Here is a 25522-nt window from a genome sequence, read left to right as displayed (position 1 = left end):
TGGGCGGCGGCGCGGCCGGTCCCCCACCGCCCCACAACTGAACGTCCCCACCCCCGCCCGGGTCACGGGCCGTACCGCCGACCGCGCACGCCCGGGACGGGGCGGCCGCCTCAGGACCGCGCCCAGGGCCCTTCGCAGCCGCCGCACCCGGGTCCCGTGCCGGGGCCGCAGCGGGCTCACTGCCCGCTCCCCGCGGTGCGGCGGGGCTCACGGCGGGGAGCCGCCTTGCCGCGGCGGCCGGGGGGACGGGTACCCGCGGTCCGCCGCCCCGGCCGGGGCTCGCGGCGCCGCCGTTCCTCCCGCAGGCATTGCCGCAGTCCCTCGGGGTCGATGCCCTCGTTGCAGGCGTGGTGGAGCAGTTGGGCGAAGCGGTATTCGCCGTCTGCCTGCAAGGCAAGTCCGAGGGCGATCCGGGCGGTCGGCTCGTCCCCGGTGGACCAGGAGACCCAGCCCGCGAGGGTGAGCGGGGCCGCCGCGTGTTCGCCGTACGCCCCGACACAGCGCCGGGCCAGGGCCCGCCACAGCCGCAGGGCGGGCGCTGCCTCCTCGTCCTCCATCCACTCGGCCGCGATGTCCCTGATCTCACGGTCCTGGAGGCCGAGGATCACTGAGGCGGCCTCGTCGTGGCCGAGCAGCGCGTCGTCCCAGTCATCGGCGTGGGGACCTCCCTCCACGGGCGGCGCGAGGGTCATCCGCCGCATCAGGGAACGGGCCAGCGTGAGGGTCTCGGCGCCGACCTCCTCCCGGGTGGCCCCGTCGAGGATCTTCGGTACCAGGGCGGCTGCCGCCCGGTCCAGGGCGCTCTCCATCTCCGCGGCGACAGCCCCGCGCAGCGGCGCCAGCCGGCCCTCGATGTCCTTGAGGGAGCCCCGGACCTGGAGCCCGGCGAAGGTGGCCGCGGCGGCCATCACGGAGGTGCCGACCGCGGCCAGCGGGCTGCCCTCGGCCGGGCAGCAGCGCTCGTCGGGGCATACGTAGGACCAGAATCGGCCCGCGGAGAGGCACAGGGCCTCCAGAACGGGCACGTCCAGCGCGCCGCAGGCCAGCCGGATCCGCTGGGCGAGCGGCCGCAGCCGGGTCATCACCCGCCGGCCGCTCTCCTCTCCCTGCGGCTCCTGGCAGAGGAAGACGACGATGCCGTCGGGCTTGCTCCCGCGCCGCTCGCTGCCGCGGATCAGGCAGTCGGCGACCTGCCGTGCGGTGTCCTCCCATTCCGCGGGGGTTGCCGGGATGCCGACGCGCAGCCGGCCGCCGAACCGCCCGCCATCGCCGTGCACGGCGACCATGACCAGAGAGTCCGTGGGGTGGAAGCCGAGCATGTAGGGCAGGGCGTCGGCCAGCTCGGCCGGGCTGCGCAGAGTGATCCGGGAGTCCGAGGTGGATCCGGCCGAGCTGATGGACGGCTGGCCGGACGGGGTGCGCGATTCGTGGTTGTTCGTCATGTCCCGAAGATCCCGTGCGTGATCCGATCCCGAAAGCCCTGTGGATAACCATTTGACCGCTCAACATCCACAGGCTCAGAGCGGCATTGGCGCTATGTCGGAGCCATCGGGTTGCATGGGGGCATGAACGCAGACCTGAGGTCCTCGGCCGACTCCGTACTAGCCCGCCTCGTGGGCGATCCCACGGGAACCGCGCGGCTGCGCGAGGACCAGTGGCGGGCGATCGAGGCCCTCGTCGCGCACAAGCGGCGGGCGCTGGTGGTACAGCGCACGGGCTGGGGCAAGTCCGCGGTGTACTTCGTCGCCACCTCGCTGCTGCGTGCGAGCGGCGCCGGTCCCACCGTGATCGTCTCCCCGCTCCTCGCCCTGATGCGCAACCAGGTCGAGGCCGCCGCCCGCGCGGGGATCCGCGCCCGCACCATCAATTCCGCCAATCCCGAGGAATGGGAGGGAATCCAGGCCGAGGTCGCGTCGGGCGAGGTCGACGTCCTGCTGGTGAGCCCGGAACGGCTGAACAACCCGGACTTCCGCGACCAGGTGCTCCCCAAACTGTCCGCCGCCACCGGTCTGCTCGTCGTGGACGAGGCCCACTGCATCTCCGACTGGGGCCACGACTTCCGTCCCGACTACCGGCGGCTGCGCACGATGCTCGCCGACCTCCCGCCGGGCGTCCCGGTGCTGGCCACGACCGCGACGGCCAACGCCCGTGTGACGGCCGACGTCGCGGAGCAGCTCGGTACAGGCGCCGGCACGGACGCACTGGTCCTGCGCGGCCCGCTGGACCGCGAAAGCCTGAGCCTGGCGGTGCTGACCCTGCCCGACGCGGCACACCGGCTGGCCTGGCTCGCCGACCACCTGGGCGAGCTGCCCGGCTCCGGGATCATCTACACGCTGACCGTCGCGGCGGCCGAGGAGGTCACCGCGTACCTGCGCCGCCGCGGGCACACGGTCGCCTCGTACACCGGGAAGACGGAGAACGCCGACCGCCAGCAGGCCGAGGACGACCTCCAGGCCAACCGGGTCAAGGCGCTGGTCGCCACCTCCGCCCTCGGCATGGGCTTCGACAAGCCCGACCTCGGCTTCGTCGTGCACCTGGGCTCCCCCTCCTCCCCCATCGCCTACTACCAGCAGGTCGGCCGCGCCGGCCGCGGTGTGGAGCACGCCGAGGTCCTGCTCCTGCCCGGCCGGGAGGACGAGGCGATCTGGCAGTACTTCGCCTCGGTGGCCTTCCCGCCCGAGGAGCAGGTGCGCCGCACCCTCGACGTTCTGGCCCAGGCGGGCCGGCCGATGTCGCTGCCCGCGCTGGAGCCGCTGGTCGACCTGCGGCGCACCCGGCTCGAGACCATGCTCAAGGTGCTGGACGTGGACGGGGCCGTGCACCGGGTCAAGGGCGGCTGGACCTCGACCGGCGAGCCGTGGGCGTACGACGCCGAGCGCTACGCGTGGGTGGCCCGCCAGCGAGCCGCGGAGCAGCAGGCCATGCGCGACTACGCGGCGGCCACGGCGTGCCGGATGGAGTTCCTGCGCCGCCAACTCGACGACGAGGAAGCCGCGCCGTGCGGCCGCTGCGACAACTGTGCCGGGGCCCGGTTCACCGCGGACGTCTCCACCACCGCGCTGGACACCGCACGCGGCGAACTCGGCCGCCCGGGCGTGGAGCTGGAACCGCGCAAGATGTGGCCGACCGGGCTCACGGCCGTCGGCGTCGACCTCAAGGGCCGCATCCCGGCCGGGGAGCAGGCCGCCACCGGCCGGGCACTGGGCCGGCTGTCCGACATCGGCTGGGGCAACCGGCTGCGCCCGATGCTCGCCCCGGAGAGTCCGGACCAGCCCGTTCCCAACGACGTCGCACAGGCCGTGGTGGCCGTCCTCGCCGACTGGGCCCGCGGCCCCGGCGGCTGGGCCTCGGGGGAGCCGGACGCCCCGGCCCGGCCGGTGGGCGTGGTCGCGCTGCCCTCGCGAAGCCGCCCCCAGCTGGTCGGTTCGCTGGCCGCACGCATCGCCGAGGTGGGGAGGATGCCGCTGCTCGGGACGGTCGCGTACACGGACCAGGTACCGGAGTACGGTCTGCCCTCCTCCAACAGCGCCCAGCGGGTGCGGGGGCTCCACCAGGCCTTGACCGTGCCCCCGGCCCTCGCGGCGACATTGGCCGAGGCGTCAGGGCCGGTTCTCCTCGTGGACGACCGAGCGGAGAGCGGATGGACCCTCGCCGTGGCCGCTCGGCTGCTGCGCCGGGCGGGCGCGAAGGGGGTGCTCCCACTGGTACTGGCGGTCCAGCCGTAGCCGAATGAGTCATCTTCGGCGTGGCGGGGCAAGGATATGAACGGCATACCGGCGAATTCCGGTCGGCGGCGTCAATTGCTCGTTGCCGCATGCTCCGGGGCCACGCGAGAATTGGAGTGCTCCCGCTCGGCTCCGCGGCACTCTTTTGGGCCGCGCTGCGGCGCGCCCACACTCCAGCCGTGCCCGTCCGCGGGCGTGTACCCGAAGGGAGGACCGTGACCTTCGGATTCGCCCCGCTCTCGACCACGTCCCTGAAAGCGGCCACCGGCGGCGCCAGCCGGCACGGCCGGCTGCTGGAACCCGCCGAATGGACAGCGGCGGGAATTCCGCTGCTGCGCAATCCTCGTGAGGTCGTCAGCGGGCTGCACTCGCGGCACGCCCCGGCGCCGTCGACCGCGGTCATCGCCGTCCTCGGCCCGGAGGAGCAGCTCGTGGCGAGCGCCTCCTTCGTGCAGCGGTCGACCTCGGCCGACGGCTGGGAGTACCGCAACGCCCTGCTCTCCGCGCTGCGCCGGGTCCTCCCGCACGACCTGCGGCGACGGACCCCGGTGCGGACGGCCGTGCTGCTCTACTGCCGCGAGGGCGACGAGCGGTGGACCGAGGAGGACGGCGCGTGGATGTGGGGACTGCGGGACGCCTGCACCCTGCACGGGCTGCGCTGCGGCGCGTACATCACGCTGACCCGGGGCGGGTGGCAGGTTCTCGGCGAGGGCCGGGGCGGCCGGCGGCCCAGCTCGGACTCGCGGCCTCAGCGGCTCGGCGACACGGTGGCCGAGTTCTCCCCGCTCGCCCTGCACAGCGGCGGCGGCGCGGCCGAGGCCCTGCGCCGAACCGCCGCGCGCTGACCGCCGTACCGCCGCCCGGCCGCACGGGTGCATACCCGGACGGGCAGACCGCCGACACGCGGACCACAGGTATGCCAACCACCGGCATCCGACCCACGTGCGGGCGGACTCCGGCGGGCACGCCTCACGGCCGTACACCCAGGCGCGGGCGTACGGCGGATCAGCCTCCGGGCTTCAAGCGGGGCCGGCCGTCGGCCCGCCCCGCCCCTCGCCCGGACCGGGATACGGGGCGTCAGACGCCCGCACCCAGAACGGAGTTGATCTGCGTCGGGTCACCGCACACGATCAGCAGCGCACCGGCCCGCGCGAGGGCGACTGGCAGGGCGCCGACGACCGCGTCGACCGCTCCGCCGTTGACGGCGAAGACCACGACCGGACGGCCGGAGGCGCGCTTGACGTGCGCGGCGTCCGCGTAGAAGACGTCGTCCCCGGCCTCGTGCAGGGCCCAGTACGCGGCCTCGCCGAAGGACAGCTCGTGAGCGGCCCACGGGTGCGGGTCGCCGGTGGTGAGCACCAGGATGTCACCGGGCGCGCGCCCGGTGTCGAGCAGCAGGTCAACGGCCTCTTCGGCCGCGTCCAGCGCACCCTCGGCGGATGCCGGGATCAGCTGGATCTGCGGGACCGCCGCCGAGACGGACGGCGCGGCGGGAACCGCGGTGGCTACGGGAACGGGTCCGGGAGTGGCCTGCTGAACGGGCGGGGCGGGCCGGACGGGACCGGGGCGTCCGGGCCGGGGCACGGCGGCGGGACGCGGACCAGGTACGGGGCGGGGGGTCTGCGCGGTGCGGCTCGCGGCCGGCGTGACGCGGGGACCCTGGGCACTCTCGTGAATCTGAGGCTCCTCGATGGCGGGGTGAGAGGCGTGACGTGGTGTCTATCAAACGCCGGTACGAAACGTACCGGTCAGCGGCACATGGGTGCGATCAGAAATCGAAGCCGAGTTGGCCTCCGTTTTCCAGCTCCATCGACTCCTCGCTGCGGCGCACCTTCTTGAGGTGGCGCCACTGGGGAAGCGCGTCGAGGTACGACCACGAGAGCCGGTGGTAGGGGGTAGGCCCCCGCACCTCCAACGCCGCCCGGTGCACAGGTGAGGGGTATCCGGCGTTGGCGGCGAAAGCGAAGTCCTCGATTCCACCGCCCTGTTCGCCTATCTCGGCCATCATGCGGTCACGGCGGACCTTGGCGATGACCGAGGCAGCCGCGACGGCGACGCAGGACTGGTCGCCCTTGATCACCGTACGGACCCGCCAGGGCGAGCCGAGATAGTCGTGCTTGCCGTCGAGGATCACCGCGTCGGGCCGCACCGGCAGCGCTTCCAGAGCACGCTCCGCGGCGAGCCGCAGGGCGGCGGTCATCCCCAGTTCGTCGATCTCCTCCGGGGAGGAGTGCCCGAGGGCGTACGCGGTGACCCAGGCCTCCAGGACGTCGACGAGGGCGTCGCGCCGTTTGGCGGTGAGCAGTTTGGAGTCGGTGAGGCCCGCAGGCGGCCGGCGCAGACCGGTGATCGCCGCGCACACGGTGACGGGACCGGCCCAGGCCCCTCGTCCGACTTCGTCGACCCCGGCGATGACCTTGGCGCCGGTGGTTGCACGGAGGGAGCGTTCGACGGTGTGGGTGGGTGCTTCGTACGGCATGGCGCCAGCAAGGTTACGCCGCCCCGCGCCGCCTGCACACCCCGCCCCGGGTCCGACGCGGCTCCGTCGCGGTCGCGACGCGCGTCCGGCCCGTGTCCGGATCCTCTCGTTCGCTCCCGCACACCTCCGTGTGATACATCGCCGTCGCCGCGAAAGACATCCATGACAAACGGACCAGCCGAGTCCGACCGCACTCCGCCCCGCCCGACTCTCCGCCGTACAACCCCCTGATCAGCCACCGCGCCGACGTCCACCATCCGGACCGGACGGCTCCGCAGAATCCGTCGACGGACACCGGACCGCACTCGCGATCGCATTCGTGAAGGAACGGCCGACAGATCTGTCCGTCGGCGCTCGGCCCCCGCCCGCCTCGCGTGAATTTTCGGCACCGGTGAATCCTTTCGTTCACTAAGGATTCGCTCCTACCGTGGTCCCACAGTGAACGGTTGCGTTCACCCATTCACTTTGGGGGGATCCTCAGTGACAAGCTCTCAACTCACCAAACCCCGGATACCGGGCGCGGCCCGCCGGGAGGGGCGCCCCGGCGTGGCGCTCACCGTCATCGCCGCATGCCAGCTCATGGTCGTCCTCGACGCGACGATCGTGAACATCGCGCTCCCGCACATCCAGACCGCCCTCGGCTTCAGCACCACCGACCTCTCCTGGGTACTGAGCGCCTACACGCTCACCTTCGGCGGCCTGCTCCTGCTGGGCGGCCGGGCCGGCGACATCCTGGGCCGGCGCCGCGTGTTCATGGCCGGAATCCTGCTCTTCACCCTGGCCTCCCTCCTCGGCGGTTTCGCCCGGGAACCCTGGCAGCTGCTCGCAGCCCGCGCCCTCCAGGGCGTCGGTGGTGCGATCGCCTCCCCGACCTCGCTCGCCCTGATCACCACGACCTTCCCCGAGGGCCCCGAACGGAACCGGGCCTTCGGGGTGTTCGCCGCCGTCTCCGCGGGCGGCGGCGCCATCGGCCTGCTGGCCGGCGGCATGCTGACCGAGTGGCTCGACTGGCGCTGGGTGCTCTTCGTCAACGTGCCGATCGGCGTGCTGATCGCGATCCTCGCCCCGCTCTACATCAGCGAGTCCGAGCGCCACCCCGGCCGCTTCGACGTCGCCGGCGCCCTCACCTCCACCGGCGGCATGGCCTCGCTGGTCTACGGGTTCATCCGCGCCTCGGAAGACGGCTGGCGCGACTCCCTCACGCTCGGCTCGTTCGCCGCTGCCGTCGTCCTGCTCGCGCTCTTCGTCGCCATCGAGTCCCGGGCCGCCGAACCGATCATCCCGCTGCGGATGTTCGCCGACCGCAACCGAGCCGGCACGTACTTGATCATGCTCGGTCTCGCCGCGGCGATGTTCGGGATGTTCTTCTTCATCGTCCAGTTCGTGCAGAACGTTCTGGGCTTCTCCCCGATCCAGTCCGGACTCGGGTTCCTACCCGTGACCGTCGCCATCGTCACGGCCGCGGGTCTCTCCCAGCGCTTCCTGCCCCGCTTCGGCCCCAAGCCGTTCATGGTCACCGGAACCGCCCTCGTAGGCACCGGGCTCACCTGGCTGACCTTCATCCGGACCGACTCCTCGTACCTCGCCGGGGTGCTCGGGCCGATGCTGCTGTTCGGCTTCGGCATGGGGCTCAACTTCGTGACCCTCACCCTCACCGCCGTCTCCGGAGTCGCGCCGAGAGAGGCGGGCGCGGCCTCCGGACTGCTCAACGCCAGCCAGCAGGTGGGCGGTTCCCTGGGGCTGTCCATCCTGGTCACCGTCTTCGGCACGGCCGCCCGCACCGAGGCTGACCAGCAGGTCCCCGTCTTCATGGCGCAGGCTCGGCCGGAACAGCTGGCCGCCTTCAACGAGACCGGCCAGCTGCCCGATCCCTGGGGCGATCTCGTGCTCACCCAGGGCATCTCCACCGCGTTCGGCGCCGCCGTGGCGATGGCCGGTCTCGCCCTTGCCACCGCGCTGCTGGTGATCAGGGTGCGCAAGAGCGACCTGGATGCCCTCAACGGAGCCGCCGCGAAGAGCGGTCCGGCGGCCTGAGCCGGCCCCGACGTACGGGATCCGGGCGCGGCACCGTGCCCCGTGCCCGGACCCCGTGCCGCGCCCCCTACTAGTACTCGATGCGGCTGCCGAACGCGCCGAGGCGCGAACAGACCTCGTACGACGCGGTCACCGGCCGCTCGCGCAGAATCTGGCGGGCCCGGTGCTCGCCGAGGCTCATGGCGTACCACGGGACGTCGCCCGCCCTGGAGATTTCGGCACTGATCCCGTACAGGGCGCAGGACCTGCGGGGCTCGGGCAGCCGGTCCAGGGCCGGCACGGCGTCCGCCGACAGGCTCTGGAAGTAGGCCAGGTCGATCTTGCCGTCCGCCTGGAACCGGGCCACGTTGCTCTCGGCGACCGTCCCGTCCGGGGACAGCAGGCCGAAGGCCATGACGCCGGCCGCCACGCTCCCCGCGACCGCGCGCGGCAGCCAGCGCGCGCCGAACACCCCGGCTGCCATGATCAGTACGATGACCAGCCCGAGCCACAGCTCCATCGCGGCCACCGACACGCGCAGCCTGGTCAGGCCGTACGCGTCCACGTAGAGGTCCATCCGGCGCAGCGCGGAGGCGACGACGACCAGGGCCAGCGCACACAGCGCCCCGAGGACGACGCGGACGAAGCGGCGGTCGCCCGCGCCGTCGCGCGGGGCCCAGCGCAGCGCGAGGGCGATCACTGCGAGAGTGAGCAGGGTGGCCCAGAGCAACTGCCAGAAACCCTGCCGGGCGTACTCGGCGTAGCTGAGGCCGGTGCTCTCCAGGACCTTGTCGTAGCCGCCGAACAGAACGGCCAGCTGCACGGCGTTGAAGCCGGCGAACAGCAGGTTGAGCAGGACGAGCGGAAGGGCCCATTCGACGCGGGACCTCGGCCTGCCGGGGGTCACCTTGATCCGGTCCCAGCGCAGCGGGGCCGCGGCGGTGCGGGCGGCGGCCAGCGCGAGGAGGGCGCCGACGAGGAAGAGCAGGATCCGCAGGGGCCCGTCCCCGATGGAGATGTCGGGCGTCAGCCCGCCCAGCAGATCGGCGAACGCCGCGTCGGCCGAGGCGAACAGCGTGCCGAAGAGCAGCAGGAGGGCCACCGCCACGGCGCCGGCCTTGGCGACCGGCAGCCAGCGGTCCTTGCTGACGCCGCTGCGCGAGCGCAGGCCGGACCAGGCCCAGCCGACGCCGGACACGGCAGCTTCGAAGAAGCCGAGCGGGCTGAGCAGGACTCCGGGCCAGGTGCGGCTGCCGTGCAGGGCCAGCGCGCCGAGCAGGACGGCGGAGAGGATCGCGAGGGTGGACGGCCACGCCGAGTCGCGCAGGGCGGGTACGGCCAGGAGTGCGAGGCAGCCTATCGCCCAGACCACGGTCCAGGGGCGGGCCGTACGACGGGCCGTGCGGGCGGCGGCGTACGCGGCGACGACGGCGGGCACGATGGCGAGCAGCAGGCCAGGGCCCATGCCGTCGCCGAGGAGCAGGGCCGCGGCGAGTCCCGCGAGGCCGGCCGCGGCGAGGGTGGCGGTCCCGATGGGGGCGGCCTGGGCGGGCCGCACGAGTACGGCCCACGCGGGCGGCGCGGCGGCCTTGGCGCGGGCCGCGGCGGCCCGTTCGCGCCGCTGCTGCTCCTGCCAGGCCTGCCAGGCGGCGGCGTCGGCCGGGGCTCCGACGCCCGGCCCTGCAGGTCCGGCCGCTCCGGCGGGTCCGGCCGCTCCGGCGGGTCTGCCTGCGGTCGGAGCCGTGCCCGCGGGTGGATCTCCGGCCGCGGACGCTTCGTTGGACCCACCGCTCGACGTCCCGTTGGCCGCGCCCTCGGTTGCGGTGCCGGCCGCGGTGTCGTCCACCCCGTCGGTGTTCTCTGACATCGGGTTCCCCTCCCCTGTCGTCCGCCCCCGAGTTCCGATGGGGGCGGCGGAGCGGACAGAGTAGGCCGGTGCCATGCAGTTTTGAACAGGATCAAAAGACTCCTGTGGCAGGACCGTGACAATCGGAACGGGGTATTTCACCCCGCTCCCGGACGCCACGGGCCACCTTCCGCTATCGCGTCGCGGCCTCCGGCAGCCAGGCCGGCAGGGCCTCGGTACGCGCCAGCCACGCGGCCGGCAGCACCTCGTCACCGCGTGCGCCCAGCACCCCGCCGACGATCGCGCAGGTCGTGTCGACGTCCCCGCCCACCTGCGCGGTGGTCCAGAACGCCCGCTCGTAGTCGTCAAGCGACCGCGCCGCCGACCACAGCGCGAACGGCACGGTGTCATGGGCGCTCGTGCGCCGCCCACAGCCCAGTACTGCCGCGACCGTCGTCGCATCGCCGTAGTCGAGCATGTCCCGTGCCCGCCGTACTCCGGCGCCCACGGCGCTGCGCGGCACCAGTGCGATCACGCCGTCCAGCAGGTCGGCGGCCTTCGGCGGTCCGGCCGGGGCCGCCGCGAGCGCGGCCGCGGCGGCGACGGCCATGGCCCCGCAGACGGCCTCGCGGTGCTGGTGGGTGGTGTAGGCGGAGATCTCCGCCTGGTGCGTGGCCTGCTCGGGGTCGTCCGCGTACCAGGCGCCCAGCGGCGCGATCCTCATCGCGGCGCCGTTGCCCCACGAGCCCTGCCCGTTGAACAGCTCGGCGGCCAGCGTGCGCCAGTCCTCGCCTTCCCGGATCAGGCGGAGCATCCGGTTCACGGCGGGCCCGTAGCCCCGGTCGAAGTCGTGGTGGTGGGCGAACGAGCCGGCCAGCGCGTCCTGGTCGATGCGACCGTGCTCGGCGAGCACGGCCACCACCGAACAGGCCATCTCGGTGTCGTCGGTCCACTGCCACGTCTCGGTGCCGGCAGGGAGTTCGCGCCGCTTGAGGCGCGGGTAGTTCACGGGGACGAAGTACTGGGAGCCCAGGGCATCGCCCAGCGCCAGCCCGCGGAGGCTGGACATGGCGCGTGCGTAGCGCCGTTCGGGAGTGGAGTCAGGGGTCATCGCGGGTCACTCTAGCCGTCCAGGTCATAAGGCTCGGGTGTGGTCCAGCGCTCAAACGGGCGGTCCATCCGGTACCGGCCGTCCGGTGCCAGCACGAGCGTCCGGAATTCGCCGTTCCCGGGGTTGGACAGGGCCTCGAACTCGGCCACCGACCAATGGAACCACCGCATGCAGAACAGCCGCATGGTCAGCCCGTGCGTCACCAGCAGCACGTTCTCGGGGTGGTCCGGGGCCTCGAAGCTGCGGTAGAGGCTCTCCAGGAAGGACCCGACACGGTCGTACACGTCGGCGCCCGACTCCCCTTGCGCGAAGCGGTAGAAGAAGTGGCCGTACGCGTCCCGGTACGCCTTCTGGAGCCGTACGTCGTCCCGGTCCTGCCAGTTTCCCCAGTCCTGCTCGCGCAGCCTCGGCTCCTCGCGCATCCGGACCCGCGTCGGATCCAGCCGCAGCTCCCGGAAGGTCTGCAGGGTCCGGCGGTACGGGGAGACGTACGCACTGATCGTCTCGTCACCGAAGAGCTCGCGCAGCCGCTCGCCGACCGCCGCGGCCTGCTCGCGGCCGTTCCTGGTCAGCCGCAGCGCGTGGTCGGGTTCCCGTTCGTACACCGAGTCGTCGGCGTTTCCCTCGGATTCCCCGTGCCGGACAAGGACGATGCGGCGTGGTCGAGACATCCCCCGACCCTATTCGGCCACCGGGAGCCGACCGGCCGGGCACGCCGGTAGGCCCGCCGGTCGTCGTACGGTCATACCGTCCAGGAGGGTTCGAGGTCGACGACGTCACCGGTGAGGGCCTCGATGTCGGCCTGGATCTGGGCGCGCAGGGAGAGCCGCTCGACCCGCTCCTGCCGGTACTTGCCGTGCTCCGCGGCCGCGTGCCACATCGACAGCACCAGGAACTCCCGGCCCGGGGCCTCCCCGAAAAGGCCGCGGATCATGCCCGGCGAACCGGCCATGGCCGGATTCCACACCTTCTCCTGCATGAGGGCGAAGTGGTCCACTCGCCCTTCCCGGACACGGGTGTGCGCCACCCGGACGACGTCGGCGTCGGTGAAGCGCGGCTCGAACCCGGTCTTCACATCGAAGCGGTGGTCGAAGAGCGTGACCCGCGCATCGGTGTAGGTGCCGTGCTGCGCCGCGGCGAGCCGGTCGTGGCTGCGGGCCATGAAAGAGTCGTAGAAGGAACGGCTCTCCCAGAACGCGAAGACATGCGCGACCCCCTGCCGGCCCCGGCTCCAGCCGCCGCCTTGTCCCCGGAATCCCGGCTCGCCTGGCAGCCCCGCCCATTTTCGCTGTCCGCGCTCGAACCCGCGTCGGTCCGTCACCGTGCAGCGAATCCACTTGACCAGCACTGCGCCATCGTACGGTCCCGGCGCGGCCCGGGTCAGTCCCCGGCGCGGTGGATCCGCACCAGTTCCGCCGCGTCCCGCTCAGGCAGCCGAAGCCCGAACTCCCGGTCGAGCACGTCGAGCAGCTCGTCCGGGCCGACGGACCGCCGCTCGTCCCGCCCGTCGGGGTGCAGCCGGGTGAGCTCGCGCCCGACCAGCGCCCGGCGGACGTCGTCGCCCGGGTGCTGGACGATGACTCGCCCGATGAAGGCGGAGCGGGGGTGGGTGGAGCTGTAGTGGTTGAGCAGGAGGTAGTCGACGGGGTGGTACCGCTGCGGGGAGAACGCGTACAGGTCGCGCCAGGCTCCCCCGCGCAGGAAGCACAGCACGAGGATGTCGTCCTCCTCCTCGCGTACGCGGTACGTCCACTCCCCCTGCCGCACCTCGCCGCCGGGCCGCCCCAGCGGGACGGGCTCACGCGGGCCCTGGTAGCCGAACCCGGCGTCGCACAGCCACGGTTGTCCCTCGACGGTGGCTACGAGGACGGCGTGCGTCACCGGTGTCAGGGAGTCCCCGCGGGTGCGGTTGCGGGCACCTCGCCCCGAGACCTCGAAGCCGATCCGCTCCAGTGCGGCGGCCAGCAGCGAGTTCTGCTCGTAGCAGTAGCCGCCGCGGCGGGCGTGCACGAGCTTGTCCTCGATCGCCTTTGTGTCCAGCTCGACGGGGCGGCCGAGCAGGACGTCCAGACTCTCGAAGGTGATGGCGGCGGTGTGTGCGCGGTGTACTGCGTACAACGTCTCCAGGTCCGGACGGAGTTCCCCGCCCCCGCCCCCGCCCCCGATCCCGATCCGTGCCAGATACGCGTCCAGGTCCAGCTCGTCACCGCTCCACATGGTTCCCCGTCTCCCCGTGTCCCTCGCTCGTCCGCGGCGTACGCGGCGTCCACACAATGATCGCGGGCCTGAGAACGCCGGAGGCGGGCAGGTCCCCCAAGGGACCTGCCCGCCTCAGCGGATCACGGCATCAGCCGGATGTCAGCTGCAGCCGCTGGTGGAGCCGCAGCCCTCGCAGATGTAGCAGGAGCCGGCGCGCTGCATCTTCGTACCGCAGGAGAAGCAGAGCGGAGCGTCGGCGGAGACGCCCAGCTGCATCTCGACCAGTTCGGCGTTGCTGTGCGCCGTCTTCGGAGCCGGGACCGGGGCGACCGCCGGCTTCGGGGCCGACGGGACGGCGGCCAGCGGGGCCGACTGGGCCAGCGACTCGGTGTCCAGCTCGTCCTCGAGGGGCTCGTAGGAGCCGGTCTCCAGGTGGCGCTGGCGCTCCTCGGCGGTGTGGATGCCGAGGGCCGAGCGGGTCTCGAAGGGCAGGAAGTCCAGCGCCAGGCGGCGGAAGATGTAGTCGACGATCGACTGCGCCATCCGCACGTCCGGGTCATCCGTCATGCCGGCCGGCTCGAAGCGCATGTTCGTGAACTTCGAGACGTACGTCTCCAGCGGGACGCCGTACTGCAGGCCGACCGAGACGGCGATGGAGAAGGCGTCCATCATGCCCGCGAGGGTCGAACCCTGCTTGGACATCTTCAGGAAGACCTCGCCCAGACCGTCGTCCGGGTAGGAGTTGGCCGTCATGTAGCCCTCGGCGCCACCGACCGTGAAGGAGGTGGTGATCCCCGGGCGGCCCTTGGGGAGGCGCTTGCGGACGGGGCGGTACTCGATGACCTTCTCGACCGCCGCGCGGATGGTGTCCTCCGCCTTGGCGGTGACCTCCACCTTCTCCTCTTCCTTCTTCTTCGCGGAGAGGGGCTGGCCGACCTTGCAGTTGTCGCGGTAGATCGCGAGCGCCTTGACGCCCAGCTTCCACGCCTCGAAGTAGATCTCCTCGATCTCCTCGACGGTCGCCGACTCCGGCATGTTGACCGTCTTCGAGATCGCGCCGGAGATCCAGGGCTGGATCGCGGCCATCATGCGGACGTGGCCCATCGCGGAGATGGAACGCTCGCCCATGGCGCAGTCGAAGACCTCGTAGTGCTCGGTCTTCAGACCCGGGGCGTCGACGACCACGCCGTGCTCGGCGATGTGGGCGACGATCGCCTCGATCTGCTCCTCCTGGTAACCCAGGCGACGCAGGGCCTGCGGGACGGTGCCGTTGACGATCTGCATCGAGCCGCCGCCGACGAGCTTCTTGAACTTGACCAGCGCCAGGTCCGGCTCGACACCGGTGGTGTCGCAGGACATCGCGAGACCGATGGTGCCGGTCGGCGCCAGGACGGAGGCCTGGGAGTTGCGGAAGCCGTTCTTCTCGCCGAGGCGGAGAACGTCCTGCCAGGCCTCGGTCGCCGCGGCCCAGATCGAGTTGTCCAGGTCCTCGGTGCGCGGCGCGACGGCGTTGGCATCGGCGTGCTGCTTCATGACGCGCTTGTGCGACTCGGCGTTGCGGGCGTAGCCGTCGTACGGACCGACGATGGCGGCCAGCTCGGCGGAGCGCTTGTACGCGGTACCGGTCATCAGCGAGGTGATCGAGGCGGCGAGGGTGCGGCCGCCGTCCGAGTCGTACGCGTGGCCGGTGGCCATCAGCAGGGCGCCGAGGTTGGCGTAGCCGATGCCCAGCTGGCGGAAGGCGCGGGTGTTCTCGCCGATCTTCTGCGTCGGGAAGTCCGCGAAGCAGATGGAGATGTCCATCGCCGTGATGACGAGCTCGACGACCTTGGCGAAGCGCTCGGCGTCGAAGGACTGGTTGCCCTTGCCGTCGTCGTTCAGGAACTTCATCAGGTTCAGCGAGGCGAGGTTGCAGGACGTGTTGTCCAGGTGCATGTACTCGCTGCAGGGGTTGGACGCGGTGATGCGGCCGGACTCGGGGCAGGTGTGCCAGTTGTTGATCACACCGTCGTACTGGATGCCCGGGTCGGCACAGGCCCACGCGGCCTCGGCCAGCTTGCGGAAGAGCGCCTTGGCGTCGACCTTCTCGATGACCTCGCCGGTCATGCGGGCGCGCAGGCCGAACTCGGTGCCGTTCTCGACGGCCGTCATGAACTCGTCGTTCACGCGGACGGAGTTGTTGGCGTTCTGGTACTGGACGGACGTGATGTCGTCGCCGCCCAGGTCCATGTCGAAGCCCGCGTCGCGCAGGGCGCGGATCTTCTCCTCTTCCTTCACCTTGGTCTCGATGAAGGCCTCGACGTCCGGGTGGTCCACGTCCAGGACGACCATCTTGGCCGCGCGGCGGGTGGCGCCGCCCGACTTGATCGTTCCGGCGGACGCGTCGGCGCCGCGCATGAAGGAGACCGGGCCGGAGGCGTTGCCGCCGGAGGAGAGGAGCTCCTTGGAGGAGCGGATGCGGGAGAGGTTCAGGCCGGCGCCGGAGCCGCCCTTGAAGATCATGCCCTCTTCCTTGTACCAGTCGAGGATCGACTCCATGGAGTCGTCGACGGCGAGGATGAAGCAGGCGGAGACCTGCTGCGGCTGGGGCGTGCCGACGTTGAACCACACCGGGGAGTTGAAGCTGAAGATCTGGTGCAGGAGGGCGTAGGTCAGCTCGTGCTCGAAGATCTCCACGTCGGCGGGCGACGAGAAGTAGTCGAAGTCCTCGCCGGCCTTCGTGTACGTCTTCACGATCCGGTCGATCAGCTGCTTCAGACCGGTCTCGCGCTGCGGGGTGCCGACCGCGCCGCGGAAGTACTTGCTGGTGACGATGTTGACCGCGTTCACCGACCAGAAGTCGGGGAATTCGACGCCACGCTGCTCGAAGTTGACCGAGCCGTCGCGCCAGTTGGTCATGACGACGTCACGGCGCTCCCAGCTCACCTCGTCGTAAGGGTGCACGCCGGGGGTGGTGTGGATGCGCTCGATACGCAGGCCGCCCTTGGCAGCCTTGGTCCCCTTGGCGCGGGAACCACGTGCCGAGCTGCTCGCCGTCTCTGTCATGCCGCCTCCCAATGCGGGCAAAACGCCCTAAAGTGCCAGCGCTATTCCGCGGCACGGTGCTGTGTCTTGTATCTACGTCTCTTCGCCTGGCTCACCGGCCGCTCCGCGTTGCGATTGCAGTGCGGGGCGGGCCGTCCGGTCAGTCGGCGGCGGAGGCGGGCACGGGGACCGAACCGGTCCCACCGGGCTCGCGCTCTTCGGGGTGAGGCCGCGGCACGCGGAGCTCCGCGATGGCGGTCTCGAAGTCTTCAAGGGTGTCGAACGCTTTGTAAACGGACGCGAAGCGCAGGTAGGCGACCAGATCGAGTTCCTGCAACGGGCCGAGTATGGCCAGACCCACGTCGTGGGTGGTCAGCTCGGCACTCCCGGTGGCGCGCACCGCCTCCTCGACCCGCTGGCCGAGCTTGGCGAGGGCGTCCTCGGTGACCGGCCGCCCCTGGCACGCCTTGCGCACGCCGGAGATGACCTTGGTACGACTGAAGGGTTCGGTCACCCCGCTGCGCTTGATCACCATCAGCGAGGCCGTCTCCACCGTCGTGAAGCGACGGGAGCAGTCGGGGCACTGACGGCGCCTGCGGATCGACGTGCCGTCGTCCGTGGTGCGGCTGTCGACGACGCGGCTGTCGGGGTGCCTGCAGAAGGGGCAGTGCATGGTTCCCTCACCCTCCCTCTTGGCACGACTGAATCACCCCACGAGGCCCCTGAACGACAGAGACAGACTCTGCCGGGGGCTCGTGAAGCAGCCACAAGCATATGCGATGCCGGGACCCTCGACAGACCGAGGACCACAACTTCTGGGCGGCCGCGCTCATCCAACCACTAGATCTTGGGTTGTGGTGGATTTCCTGGACCCTGCGTGTCGCAGCGTCCGATAGCCGGATACGAGGCCTCGCGGTGCCACACTGGAGCCAGGCCCGGAAGGCGGCGACCCGACCGGGAAGGGTACCGTAAGCGGCGGATGCCGAGCCGAACCCGCGTTCGGCGAACCGATCGTCCATACACCCCTCGATGTACCCACGCGGGACGATCTGCGATTTTTCACTCGAACGTGTGTTTGGCGCAACCTTTCGAAAGCAACTACCGTTGTCCAGCTAGGGAGAACATTTCGAGAGGGGCCGACGTGACCACCACCGCAGACAGCGCCACCATCACTGCCCAGAACCGCTCCCAGAGCCGACTTGAGCCGGTGCATGCCATGAACGACGCAAACCTGAACCCGGAGGCGGAGCCCGTACGCCCCGCACGCTCGCTGCCCGGTCGACCTCCAGGCATCCGCGCCGACAGCTCCGGGCTCACGGACCGGCAGCGGAGGGTCATCGAAGTCATTCGCGACTCGGTGCAGCGGCGGGGTTACCCGCCGTCGATGCGGGAGATCGGCCAGGCGGTCGGCCTGTCCAGCACCTCCTCGGTCGCGCACCAGCTGATGGCGCTGGAGCGGAAGGGCTTCCTGCGCCGCGACCCGCACCGCCCCCGGGCGTATGAGGTACGGGGCTCGGACCAGCCCAGCTCGCAGCCCACGGACACCACCGGCAAGCCCGCCGCCTCTTACGTTCCCCTGGTCGGCCGGATCGCGGCCGGCGGCCCGATCCTCGCCGAGGAGTCGGTCGAGGACGTCTTCCCGCTCCCCCGCCAGCTCGTCGGCGACGGCGAGCTCTTCGTCCTCAAGGTCGTCGGCGACTCGATGATCGAAGCCGCCATCTGTGACGGCGACTGGGTCACGGTCCGTCGCCAGCCGGTCGCGGAGAATGGCGACATCGTCGCCGCGATGCTGGACGGCGAGGCCACCGTCAAGCGGTTCAAGCGCGAGGACGGCCACGTGTGGCTGCTCCCGCACAACTCCGCCTACCAGCCGATCCCCGGTGACGAGGCGACCATCCTCGGCAAGGTCGTCGCGGTACTGCGTCGGGTCTGACCCGCCGCCACCATCCAGCCCCCGGGATCCACTGCGCCGGTCCCGGGGGTTGTTCCATGCCCGCGGCCCGGTGCCTACTTGCCGTCGGCCTTGGCGGAAGCGTCGATGGCGGCCAGGGAGCGGCGGGCCTGGTTGCGGTCCGTGGTGTACCAGAAGTCCGGCAGCGTGGCCCGCAGGAAGGTCCCGTACCGTGCCGTGGCCAGCCGGGGATCCAGCACGGCGACGACACCCCGGTCCCCCGTGGCCCGTACGAGGCGGCCCGCGCCCTGGGCCATCAGCAGGGCGGCATGCGTCGCCGCGACGGCCATGAAGCCGTTGCCGCCGTGCTCCTCCACCGACTTCTGCCGGGCGCTCATCAGCGGGTCGTCGGGGCGCGGGAACGGAATCCTGTCCATGACGACCAGCTGGCAGCTGGGTCCGGGCACGTCCACGCCCTGCCACAGCGACAGCGTTCCGAACAGGCAGGTCTTCGGGTCCGCCGCGAAGGCCTTGATCAGCTCGCCGAGCGTCTCCTCGCCCTGGAGCAGGATCGGGTTGTCGAGCCGGCCGCGCAGTTCCTCGGCGGCCGCCTTGGCGCCGCGCATGGAGGAGAAGAGCCCGAGGGTACGGCCGCCGGCCGCCTCGATCAGCTCGGCGAGCTCGTCCATCATGTCGCCGCGGGTGCCCTCGCGACCCGGCGTGGCCAGGTGCTTGGCGACGTAGAGGATGCCCTGCTTCGGGTAGTCGAAGGGCGAGCCGACGTCCAGGCCCTTCCAGAGCGGCACGTCGTCCCCCTCGACTCCCTCGGGGGACAGGCCCAGCGAGGCCGCGACCCCGTTGAAGTCGCCGCCGAGCTTGAGGGTGGCCGAGGTCAGGACCACCGAGCGGTCCTCGAACAGCTTCTCGCGCAGCAGGCCCGACACCGACAGCGGGGCGACCCGGACGGTGGCGCCGAAGCGGTCGTGGCGCTCGTACCAGACGACGTCGTACTCGGAGCCGTTGGTGATCCGCTCGGCCACCGTGTGGATGCCCTCCACGCCGGCCAGAGCCTGCTTGCGGACCGCGTCCTCGTCGTGGACGGACTTGTCGCGGGTCGCGCCGATCGCGGAGATCACATTGCGCGCGGCGTCCCGCAGGGCCATCAGCGCGTACCCGAGGTCCTCGGGGATCTCTTCCAGGCGGCCGGGGAGCGCCAGCTCCATGACCCGCTCGAAGGACTCGGAGGCCGTCTGCAGGGAGTCGGCCGTCTTCTCGTCGACCAGCTTGGCGGCACGCTTCACCGCACGGTTGACCTGCCCCGGGGTGAGCTCGCCGGTGGCGACCCCGGTCACCCGGGAGACCAGCTCGTGCGCCTCGTCCACGATCAGCACCTCGTGCTGCGGCAGCACCGGGGCGCCCTCGATGGCGTCGATGGCGAGCAGCGCGTGGTTGGTGACGACCACGTCCGCGAGCTTGGCGCGCTCGCGCGCGGCCTCGGCGAAGCACTCGGCCCCGTACGCGCACTTCGTCGCGCCCAGGCACTCGCGGGAGGAGACGGAGATCTGCCCCCAGGCCTTGTCGGAGACGCCCGGGGTCAGGTCGTCGCGGTCACCGGTCTCCGTCTCGTCCGCCCAGTCGCGCAGGCGCAGCAGGTCCTTGCCGAGCTTGCTGGTGGGGGTGGCCGCCTCGAACTGGTCGAAGAGGCCCTCCTCCTCGTCCTGCGGCGCGCCCTCGTGCAGGCGGTGCAGGCACAGATAGTTGGAACGGCCCTTGAGCATGGCGAACTGGGGGCGGCGGCGCAGCTGCGGGTGCAGTGCCTCCACCGTGCGCGGCAGGTCGCGCTCGACGAGCTGGCGCTGGAGGGCGAGGGTCGCGGTGGCCACGACCACCCGCTCCCCGTGCGCGAGCGCCGGCACCAGGTAGCCGAGGGACTTGCCGGTGCCGGTTCCGGCCTGGATGAGCCGGTGGGAGTTGTCGTCGATCGCTTCGGCGACGGCTTCGGCCATGGCCACCTGGCCGGGGCGCTCCGTGCCGCCGACGGCGGAGACGGCGGCGTGCAGCAGGTCGGGGAGGGAGGGCTTCGTCATAGCACTGCCAACCCTACGGGGCTCCACCGACAGTGACGGCACCGGCGAGGGCTCACGGCTGGTAAAGCGGGTTGGGTACGGTGCCGTGCTGGACGGCGTGCGGGCGTGTGGGGCGGTCGCGGTAGCCGTCCTCGTAGAGCCGGTTCCGGTTCAGGCAGAGCCGTCCGATGCGCTCGCCGAGCAGGTCGAAGAGCTCGTAGCGGTCCTTGAGCTCCGGGAAGCGGGACTGGTGGCGGAGGATCTCCGCCCGTACGAGGAACCAGAACTCGCTCTCCGGGACGCCGAGGCTGTCCTCGCACAGGGCCGAGAGGTAGCGGAAGACGCCGACGAAGAGCCCGGAGTGGATGAACTGAGGCAGGAAGTCCGCGGGCTCGGTGAGCAGGACCGCCCGGACCTCTTCGGGCAGGGAGTCCAGCTCGGGCAGCGGTTCGGCACTGATGTTGACGTCGTCCACGAAGTCCTTGACCGCGAGGCGGACCGGGACGTCCTGCTCGTCGAAGATCACGATGGCGTTCTCTCCGTGCGGGGAGAAGACGGTGCCGTAGCGGTAGAGGAAGTGCAGGAGCGGGGGGAGCACGGCGGCGAACAGGCGCCGCAGCCAGGCCTCGGGGGTCAGCCCGGACCGGGCGACGAGTTCGGCGGTGAAGGAACGGCCGCGCAGGTCGGTGTGGAGGAGCGAGGCGAGCGTGCGGGCACGCTCGCCTGATCCGAGGCGGCCGGTCAGGGGCTCGCGCCAGATCGCGCCGAGGAGCTCCTTGTACTGGTACGGGACCTCGGGAAGCTCGTCGTAGACGGCGTGGCGGACGGTGACGGAGGCGACCTCGCCGAGCAGGATGACCCGGCATTCGTCGCGGAGGAAGGGGTCGGCGTCGCGCAGGGAGTGGATCCAGGCGGTGACGGCGGGGGCGGCGAGGGCGAGGTCGCTGGGCAGGCCGCGCCAGACCATGGTGTTGAAGACGGAGAGCGGGAGCTTGACGCTGTGCCGGTCGGGACGGGTGAGGTTGAGGAACGTACGGATGGACTGCTGAGGCAGGCGCACGTCGGGATCGGCGGGGAGCGGGACGAGGACGCCCGAGGCGAGGGCCGGGGCGAAGAGGGGGAGGACGACCTCGTCCCACTGCCAGGGGTGGACCGGCAGGTAGAGGTAGTGGAGCGGGTCCAGGCCGCGGTCGCGCAGGGCCTGGTCGAAGGCGGCGCGGGTGGCGGGGTCCAGCTCGGCGGAGTAGAGGCGGGCGGGATCCTCCAGGCCGGCGGTGCCTCGGTAGGTCGCGAGCGAGGTGTGGGCGGCGAGCCAGGGCAGCCGTTGGCGGGTGCGGGCCTCGGGGGCCCAGGCGGCGGTGTCGGAGGCGGAGAGACCGATGCGTCCCTTGTTGAGGACGAGCCAGGGATGTCCGGTCTGGTGGCCTTCGAGGGCGGCGTAATCGAGGTCGGCGAGGACGTCGGCGGTGAGCGCGGTGTGATCGATCCGGGCGTCGGCGCAGAGGGTGGCGCTCAGCTCGCGGACGAGGTGGCCGAGGGTGACTCCGTCGATGCCGAGGAGGGTGCGGGATCGGGTGAGGAAGGCGTACGGGTCCCCGAAGGCGGACGGCGGCTGCGGTGAGGAAGGAGGCGGGGTGAGGGTGATCGTGTCGGGGGCGACGTCCCAGCTGCCGTAGGCGCGGCGGCGGGCCCGGAAGCCGAGACTGCTGCCGTCGTCCAGGGTCAGGGTCCACGCGTCACCGGCGGCGGCCGGGGCGGGGGTGGGGACGGAGACGGGGACAGGGACGGGGCTGATGATCTCCTCGTAGGCGAACTCGGCGAGCATCTTGGCGAGCAGTCGCCTGGCGGCGCCGTCCCAGGTCGCGCGGTTGAGTTCGGGGGGTGTACGGGGGTACTGGGGCGAGGGGGACACGGAGGGCTCGGCGGAGTCGGGGGCTGAGGGAAAATTCTGCACGGGACTCCTCGGAGATCGGGAACTGCGCTTCGTCACGCAGAGTTATCAAAGGGAGAGGTGCGGAGCGCGACGACGGTCAGGGCGTGCGGGGCGGCAGTCAGAGGAGATTGCGCAGCGCCCGCTCCCGGATCATCAGGGCGGCTCGCTTCTCGGGAAGGTCGATTTCCGCGTAACAGCGGAATCCGGAGCTCAGGAAGGCCGATACGGAGGGGGTGTTGCGGATGTCCGGTTCCGCGATCACGCGCGTGCAGCGAGGGCGGTTGTCGAGCACCAGGCCGGCGACGGCGCGCAGCAGAGTGGTGCCCAGACCCCGGCCGCGGTTCGGGCCGTCTCCGATGAGCAGGTGGATACCCGTGTCGTGGGGGCGCGCCGGGTAGTGGCGGGAGAGCGGGTCCAGGTCGGCCCGGTAGATCTCCCAGTAGCTCATCGGTGTGCCGTCGAGGAGACCGAGGCAGGGGATGCTGCGGCTGTCCCCGTCGAGCTGGGCCCGCAGGTGGGCGGCGGTGACGGCAGCGGGGCCGGCGAGCTCCCAGTAGGCGGCCACGTCGGGGTCGTTCATCCAGCCGGTGAGGAGTTCCAGGTCTCGGCCGGGTCGTACGGGATCGAGGCGGAAGGCTCCGGCGGGGGTGTCGGTGCTGCCCCAGGTCGCCGGGGAGTCGAGGAGGTCGGCTTCGGCGAGCAGGGGCAACAGCTCGGCGGTGAGTCGCAGTTCGAAGGTGTCGTCGCGGGGCCGGACCACGCCGGTGGCGTGGGTGGCGCGGCCGACGGGTTCGGCGGGGGCGTTTGTGGTGGGCATGGGGGCTCTTCCCCGCGTCGGCGGCGACGCGTCAATCGTGGAGGGGGTTGGTGATGGTGACGTAGACGGACTGGGTGTCGACGGGTCCGACGAGTTCGTCGAGGCCGCCCAGGCGGGTGAGCAGGTTCGCCTTGCAGCGCAGGGTGGGCGAGTCGAGCAGCCGCGCGGGGAGCGGGCCGAGGCCTGAGGTCTTGCCGAGGAATCGGCGGAAGGCGGCGAGGAGCACGCGCTCGTCGGCGAGCCGCTGGGACCCGAAGGCGCCGATGAGGCCCAGCACGTTGTTGATGCCGAGGTAGTAGGCGAAGCGTTCGTCGGTGACGGCGTCGGGGACGAAGGTGTCGCTGAGGCTGCCGATGCCGGGGAGCCGGTGCTCCAGTTCCGCGCGGCGGGATGCGCGGAAGTAGTAGCCCTGGTTGTCGCGGTAACGGCCGCCGACCGGCCAGCCGACCGGGTCGAGGAGGACCAGGGTGTTCTGCTGGTGCGCTTCGAGGGCGATGCCGGCGAGCGCGTCGAAGGCGAGGACCGGAAGGACCACACGGTCGAGGTAGCGCAGGAACCACTCTGCGGCGACCGCGGTGGTGGTACGTCCGGTGGCGGCGGCGAGGGCGGAGATGATCTCGGCGAGCCGGGAGCTCATGGTGGTCCGTCCGGGCCACGGGCGGGGCGAGGTGAGCGCGGCGACGCAGACGGCGTCGTCGCCGGAGCGGAAGGGGTTGTGGCGCAGGAGGGCGTCGAGTCCGGGGACGGGGGTGCCGTCCGGGGAGTCGACGGCGACCCAGGCGGGGTCGCGGACGATGTCGAAGCCGGGGTGGGCCGTCTGCCACTGCTCGGCGAGGCCGGTGCGGAGCAGCCGGTGCACTTCGACACCGCGGTGGAGCTCCTTGCGGAGGTTCTCGCGGCGGGAGTTGGTGATGCGCAGGCCCAGGGAGAGCTTGAGCATCGCGGGCGCGCCCGGGCGGTGGACGGTGCGGACGGAGGAGGTGGGGTACCAGTGGGCGCCGTACGGGCCCAGGTCGTGTAGAAGTCCCGCGTCGCGGAGGGCGGCGACGGCGGGGCGCTGGAGCAGGTCGCGGGCCTGCCAGGGGTGAAGGGGAAGGGGGGTGGCGCCGTCGGGGAGGGGGAGTCCGGGGGCGAGCCGGCCGAGCAGCGCGGTGGCGGAGACGGGACGGCCGCGTTCGGTCCAGGCTGATTCGGTGGCGAGGGCGGACGGCGCGACGGCGAACCAGTGCAGGGGGAAGGAGCCGTGGAGTTCTGGTGAGTAACGGCGTACTTCGGTCTCGGAGAGCCCTTCGCGGCTTTTCGGGTCCGGCTGGAGGGGGTGACCGAGGAGGAGAGACTGTTCGGCGGTCAGGAAGCGGTCCACACCGATGGGGGGAGGGGCGGCGGGGCGTTCACGCCGGTCGGCGATGAACTCGGCGGTGCGGCGGACCGAGTCGGCGACCCGGCCGACGAGGTCGGCGCTACCGCGAACGCCGCAGGAGCCCGCGGCTGTGGCTGTGACCGCGGCTGTGGCCGTGGCCGCGCGCGTGCCTGTGCCCTCGCGGGCGATCAGCGCGGCCAGGGTGACAGCGTCCAGGGCGGGGGCGGCGGCGGGGGCGGCCGCCAGCCGGGCGGGGCCGAAGCGGTGCCATCCCGTGGGGGACCAGTACCGGACGGGGACGACGAGGGCCGCGCCGGATGCGGGGAGGGGGATGCGCAGCGGGGTCCCGGCGAGGCCGTCGGGGCGGCGCAGTCCCGCTTCGCGGACCCAGCAGCGGAGGAGGTTCTCCACCGCCGCTCCCTCGGCGGCGACGGCCGGGTCGGGGTGGTCCAGGAAATCGGGCAGCGCTGTCGGCGCCACTGCGGGGCGAACTGCCCAGCCGGGCCGGGGTCTGGGCGTGCCGTCCTTTTGACGCGGCACGGTGGCCGCCGCCTCGATTCCGGTCGCGGGGGGCTGCTGGTGCGCTGCTCCGGCGGTGGGGGCCGGGACTGCGGGACGGGGCTCGGCGGCCGGGGATCGGTCGGCCGGGGATCGGTCGGCCGGGGAGCGGTCGGCGGAGGCCTCGTACCGTTCGGCGGCCCCGGGCGGCGGTACGGATGCCTGCCCGGGCCCGGTGGTCCGAGGAGGGCCGGCGGGAGTCGGCGGCGGGGGCGCGGGGGGAAGAAGCCCGGAGGCGGGGTCGGGAGACGCCGCGGGGGCCGGGCGTTGCTGGGCCTCGGCGGGTCCGGAGGCCTCCTGGGCACCTCGCTCGGGCGGCGTGGGGGACCCGGGGGCCGACTGGGGTCCGTGGTCGGGGTCAGGGGCCGGGGCTCTATCGAGTTCCTGGTGCTGCGCGGGGGCGGGGTCCGCGGGTCCGGCGGCCGCGGGGGCCGGGGACTGCGGGAGCGGCCCGCCGTGGGGCGGGGTGGACTGGTGCGGATCGGGCATCGCGGGTCCTC

The 25522-nt window shown here is 72.0% G+C and carries 18 protein-coding genes; 4 read left to right on the top strand and 14 right to left on the bottom strand.

The genetic code is table 11. The annotated features are described in order from the left end of the window. Nucleotides 1–176: 176 nt before the first annotated feature. The gene (locus OG429_RS28135; protein ID WP_328928028.1) at nucleotides 177–1442 is read right to left on the bottom strand and encodes a DUF4192 domain-containing protein; all 1266 of its coding nucleotides are present in this window, start codon (nucleotides 1440–1442) and stop codon (nucleotides 177–179) included. A gap of 123 nt (nucleotides 1443–1565) precedes the next feature. Here OG429_RS28135 and OG429_RS28130 point away from each other — a divergent pair, with 123 nt between their 5' ends. Continuing rightward, nucleotides 1566–3725: a RecQ family ATP-dependent DNA helicase gene (locus OG429_RS28130; protein WP_328928027.1), complete on the top strand. Its 2160-nt coding sequence runs from the start codon at nucleotides 1566–1568 to the stop codon at nucleotides 3723–3725. A gap of 215 nt (nucleotides 3726–3940) precedes the next feature. Then, nucleotides 3941–4570, top strand: a complete 630-nt coding sequence (locus OG429_RS28125; RefSeq protein ID WP_328928026.1) for a hypothetical protein — start codon at nucleotides 3941–3943, stop codon at nucleotides 4568–4570. 232 nt (nucleotides 4571–4802) lie between these two features. On the opposite strand, the gene OG429_RS28120 is transcribed toward OG429_RS28125, so the two are convergent. Beyond that, entirely contained in the window at nucleotides 4803–5417 is a 615-nt protein-coding gene (locus OG429_RS28120; protein ID WP_328930452.1) for a hypothetical protein, read from the bottom strand. A 76-nt stretch (nucleotides 5418–5493) separates the two neighbouring features. Further along, nucleotides 5494–6204, bottom strand: coding sequence for a ribonuclease HII (locus OG429_RS28115; RefSeq protein WP_328928025.1), 711 nt, complete (start codon nucleotides 6202–6204; stop codon nucleotides 5494–5496). A 480-nt stretch (nucleotides 6205–6684) separates the two neighbouring features. Here OG429_RS28115 and OG429_RS28110 point away from each other — a divergent pair, with 480 nt between their 5' ends. Further along, nucleotides 6685–8238 (top strand): MFS transporter, encoded by a 1554-nt coding sequence (locus OG429_RS28110; RefSeq protein WP_328928024.1) that lies wholly within the window; start codon nucleotides 6685–6687, stop codon nucleotides 8236–8238. A 70-nt stretch (nucleotides 8239–8308) separates the two neighbouring features. On the opposite strand, the gene OG429_RS28105 is transcribed toward OG429_RS28110, so the two are convergent. The 7 genes from OG429_RS28105 to nrdR form a co-directional block, all read right to left on the bottom strand. Further along, a complete protein-coding gene (locus OG429_RS28105; RefSeq protein WP_328928023.1) occupies nucleotides 8309–10084 on the bottom strand; it encodes a DUF4153 domain-containing protein in 1776 nt (591 codons plus the stop codon). A gap of 172 nt (nucleotides 10085–10256) precedes the next feature. Then, on the bottom strand, nucleotides 10257–11174 hold the full coding sequence (locus OG429_RS28100) for an ADP-ribosylglycohydrolase family protein (protein WP_328928022.1): 918 nt from the start codon (nucleotides 11172–11174) through the stop codon (nucleotides 10257–10259). Nucleotides 11175–11185: 11 nt separating this feature from the next. Beyond that, nucleotides 11186–11845 carry a histidine phosphatase family protein gene (locus OG429_RS28095; protein WP_328928021.1) on the bottom strand — a complete coding sequence of 220 codons (660 nt, stop codon included), beginning with the start codon at nucleotides 11843–11845 and terminating at the stop codon, nucleotides 11186–11188. A gap of 71 nt (nucleotides 11846–11916) precedes the next feature. Then, a complete protein-coding gene (locus OG429_RS28090) occupies nucleotides 11917–12522 on the bottom strand; it encodes a YdbC family protein (protein ID WP_328928020.1) in 606 nt (201 codons plus the stop codon). Nucleotides 12523–12554: 32 nt separating this feature from the next. Continuing rightward, nucleotides 12555–13391, bottom strand: coding sequence for an arylamine N-acetyltransferase family protein (locus tag OG429_RS28085; RefSeq protein ID WP_328928019.1), 837 nt, complete (start codon nucleotides 13389–13391; stop codon nucleotides 12555–12557). 141 nt (nucleotides 13392–13532) lie between these two features. Next, nucleotides 13533–16418: a vitamin B12-dependent ribonucleotide reductase gene (locus tag OG429_RS28080; RefSeq protein WP_328928018.1), complete on the bottom strand. Its 2886-nt coding sequence runs from the start codon at nucleotides 16416–16418 to the stop codon at nucleotides 13533–13535. Between the two features lie 139 nt (nucleotides 16419–16557). Continuing rightward, nucleotides 16558–17070, bottom strand: coding sequence for a transcriptional regulator NrdR (nrdR, locus tag OG429_RS28075; protein WP_328928017.1), 513 nt, complete (start codon nucleotides 17068–17070; stop codon nucleotides 16558–16560). A gap of 468 nt (nucleotides 17071–17538) precedes the next feature. On the opposite strand from nrdR, the gene lexA reads away from it, so the two are divergent. Beyond that, nucleotides 17539–18330, top strand: a complete 792-nt coding sequence (lexA, locus tag OG429_RS28070) for a transcriptional repressor LexA (protein ID WP_215016496.1) — start codon at nucleotides 17539–17541, stop codon at nucleotides 18328–18330. A gap of 74 nt (nucleotides 18331–18404) precedes the next feature. On the opposite strand, the gene OG429_RS28065 is transcribed toward lexA, so the two are convergent. From OG429_RS28065 to OG429_RS28050, 4 genes are all read right to left on the bottom strand, one after another. Further along, entirely contained in the window at nucleotides 18405–20375 is a 1971-nt protein-coding gene (locus OG429_RS28065; protein WP_328928016.1) for an ATP-dependent DNA helicase, read from the bottom strand. Nucleotides 20376–20427: 52 nt separating this feature from the next. Continuing rightward, the gene (locus tag OG429_RS28060; RefSeq protein WP_405678213.1) at nucleotides 20428–22308 is read right to left on the bottom strand and encodes an IucA/IucC family protein; all 1881 of its coding nucleotides are present in this window, start codon (nucleotides 22306–22308) and stop codon (nucleotides 20428–20430) included. A gap of 97 nt (nucleotides 22309–22405) precedes the next feature. Beyond that, nucleotides 22406–23104 carry a GNAT family N-acetyltransferase gene (locus OG429_RS28055; RefSeq protein WP_328928015.1) on the bottom strand — a complete coding sequence of 233 codons (699 nt, stop codon included), beginning with the start codon at nucleotides 23102–23104 and terminating at the stop codon, nucleotides 22406–22408. 31 nt (nucleotides 23105–23135) lie between these two features. After that, nucleotides 23136–25511, bottom strand: coding sequence for an IucA/IucC family protein (locus tag OG429_RS28050; protein ID WP_328928014.1), 2376 nt, complete (start codon nucleotides 25509–25511; stop codon nucleotides 23136–23138). Nucleotides 25512–25522 lie beyond the last annotated feature (11 nt).

Source organism: Streptomyces sp. NBC_00190 (assembly GCF_036203305.1).
Classification (GTDB): domain Bacteria; phylum Actinomycetota; class Actinomycetes; order Streptomycetales; family Streptomycetaceae; genus Streptomyces.
The sequence above is the reverse complement of the archived record's forward strand: the minus strand, read 5'-3'. Positions and strand labels throughout refer to the sequence as shown.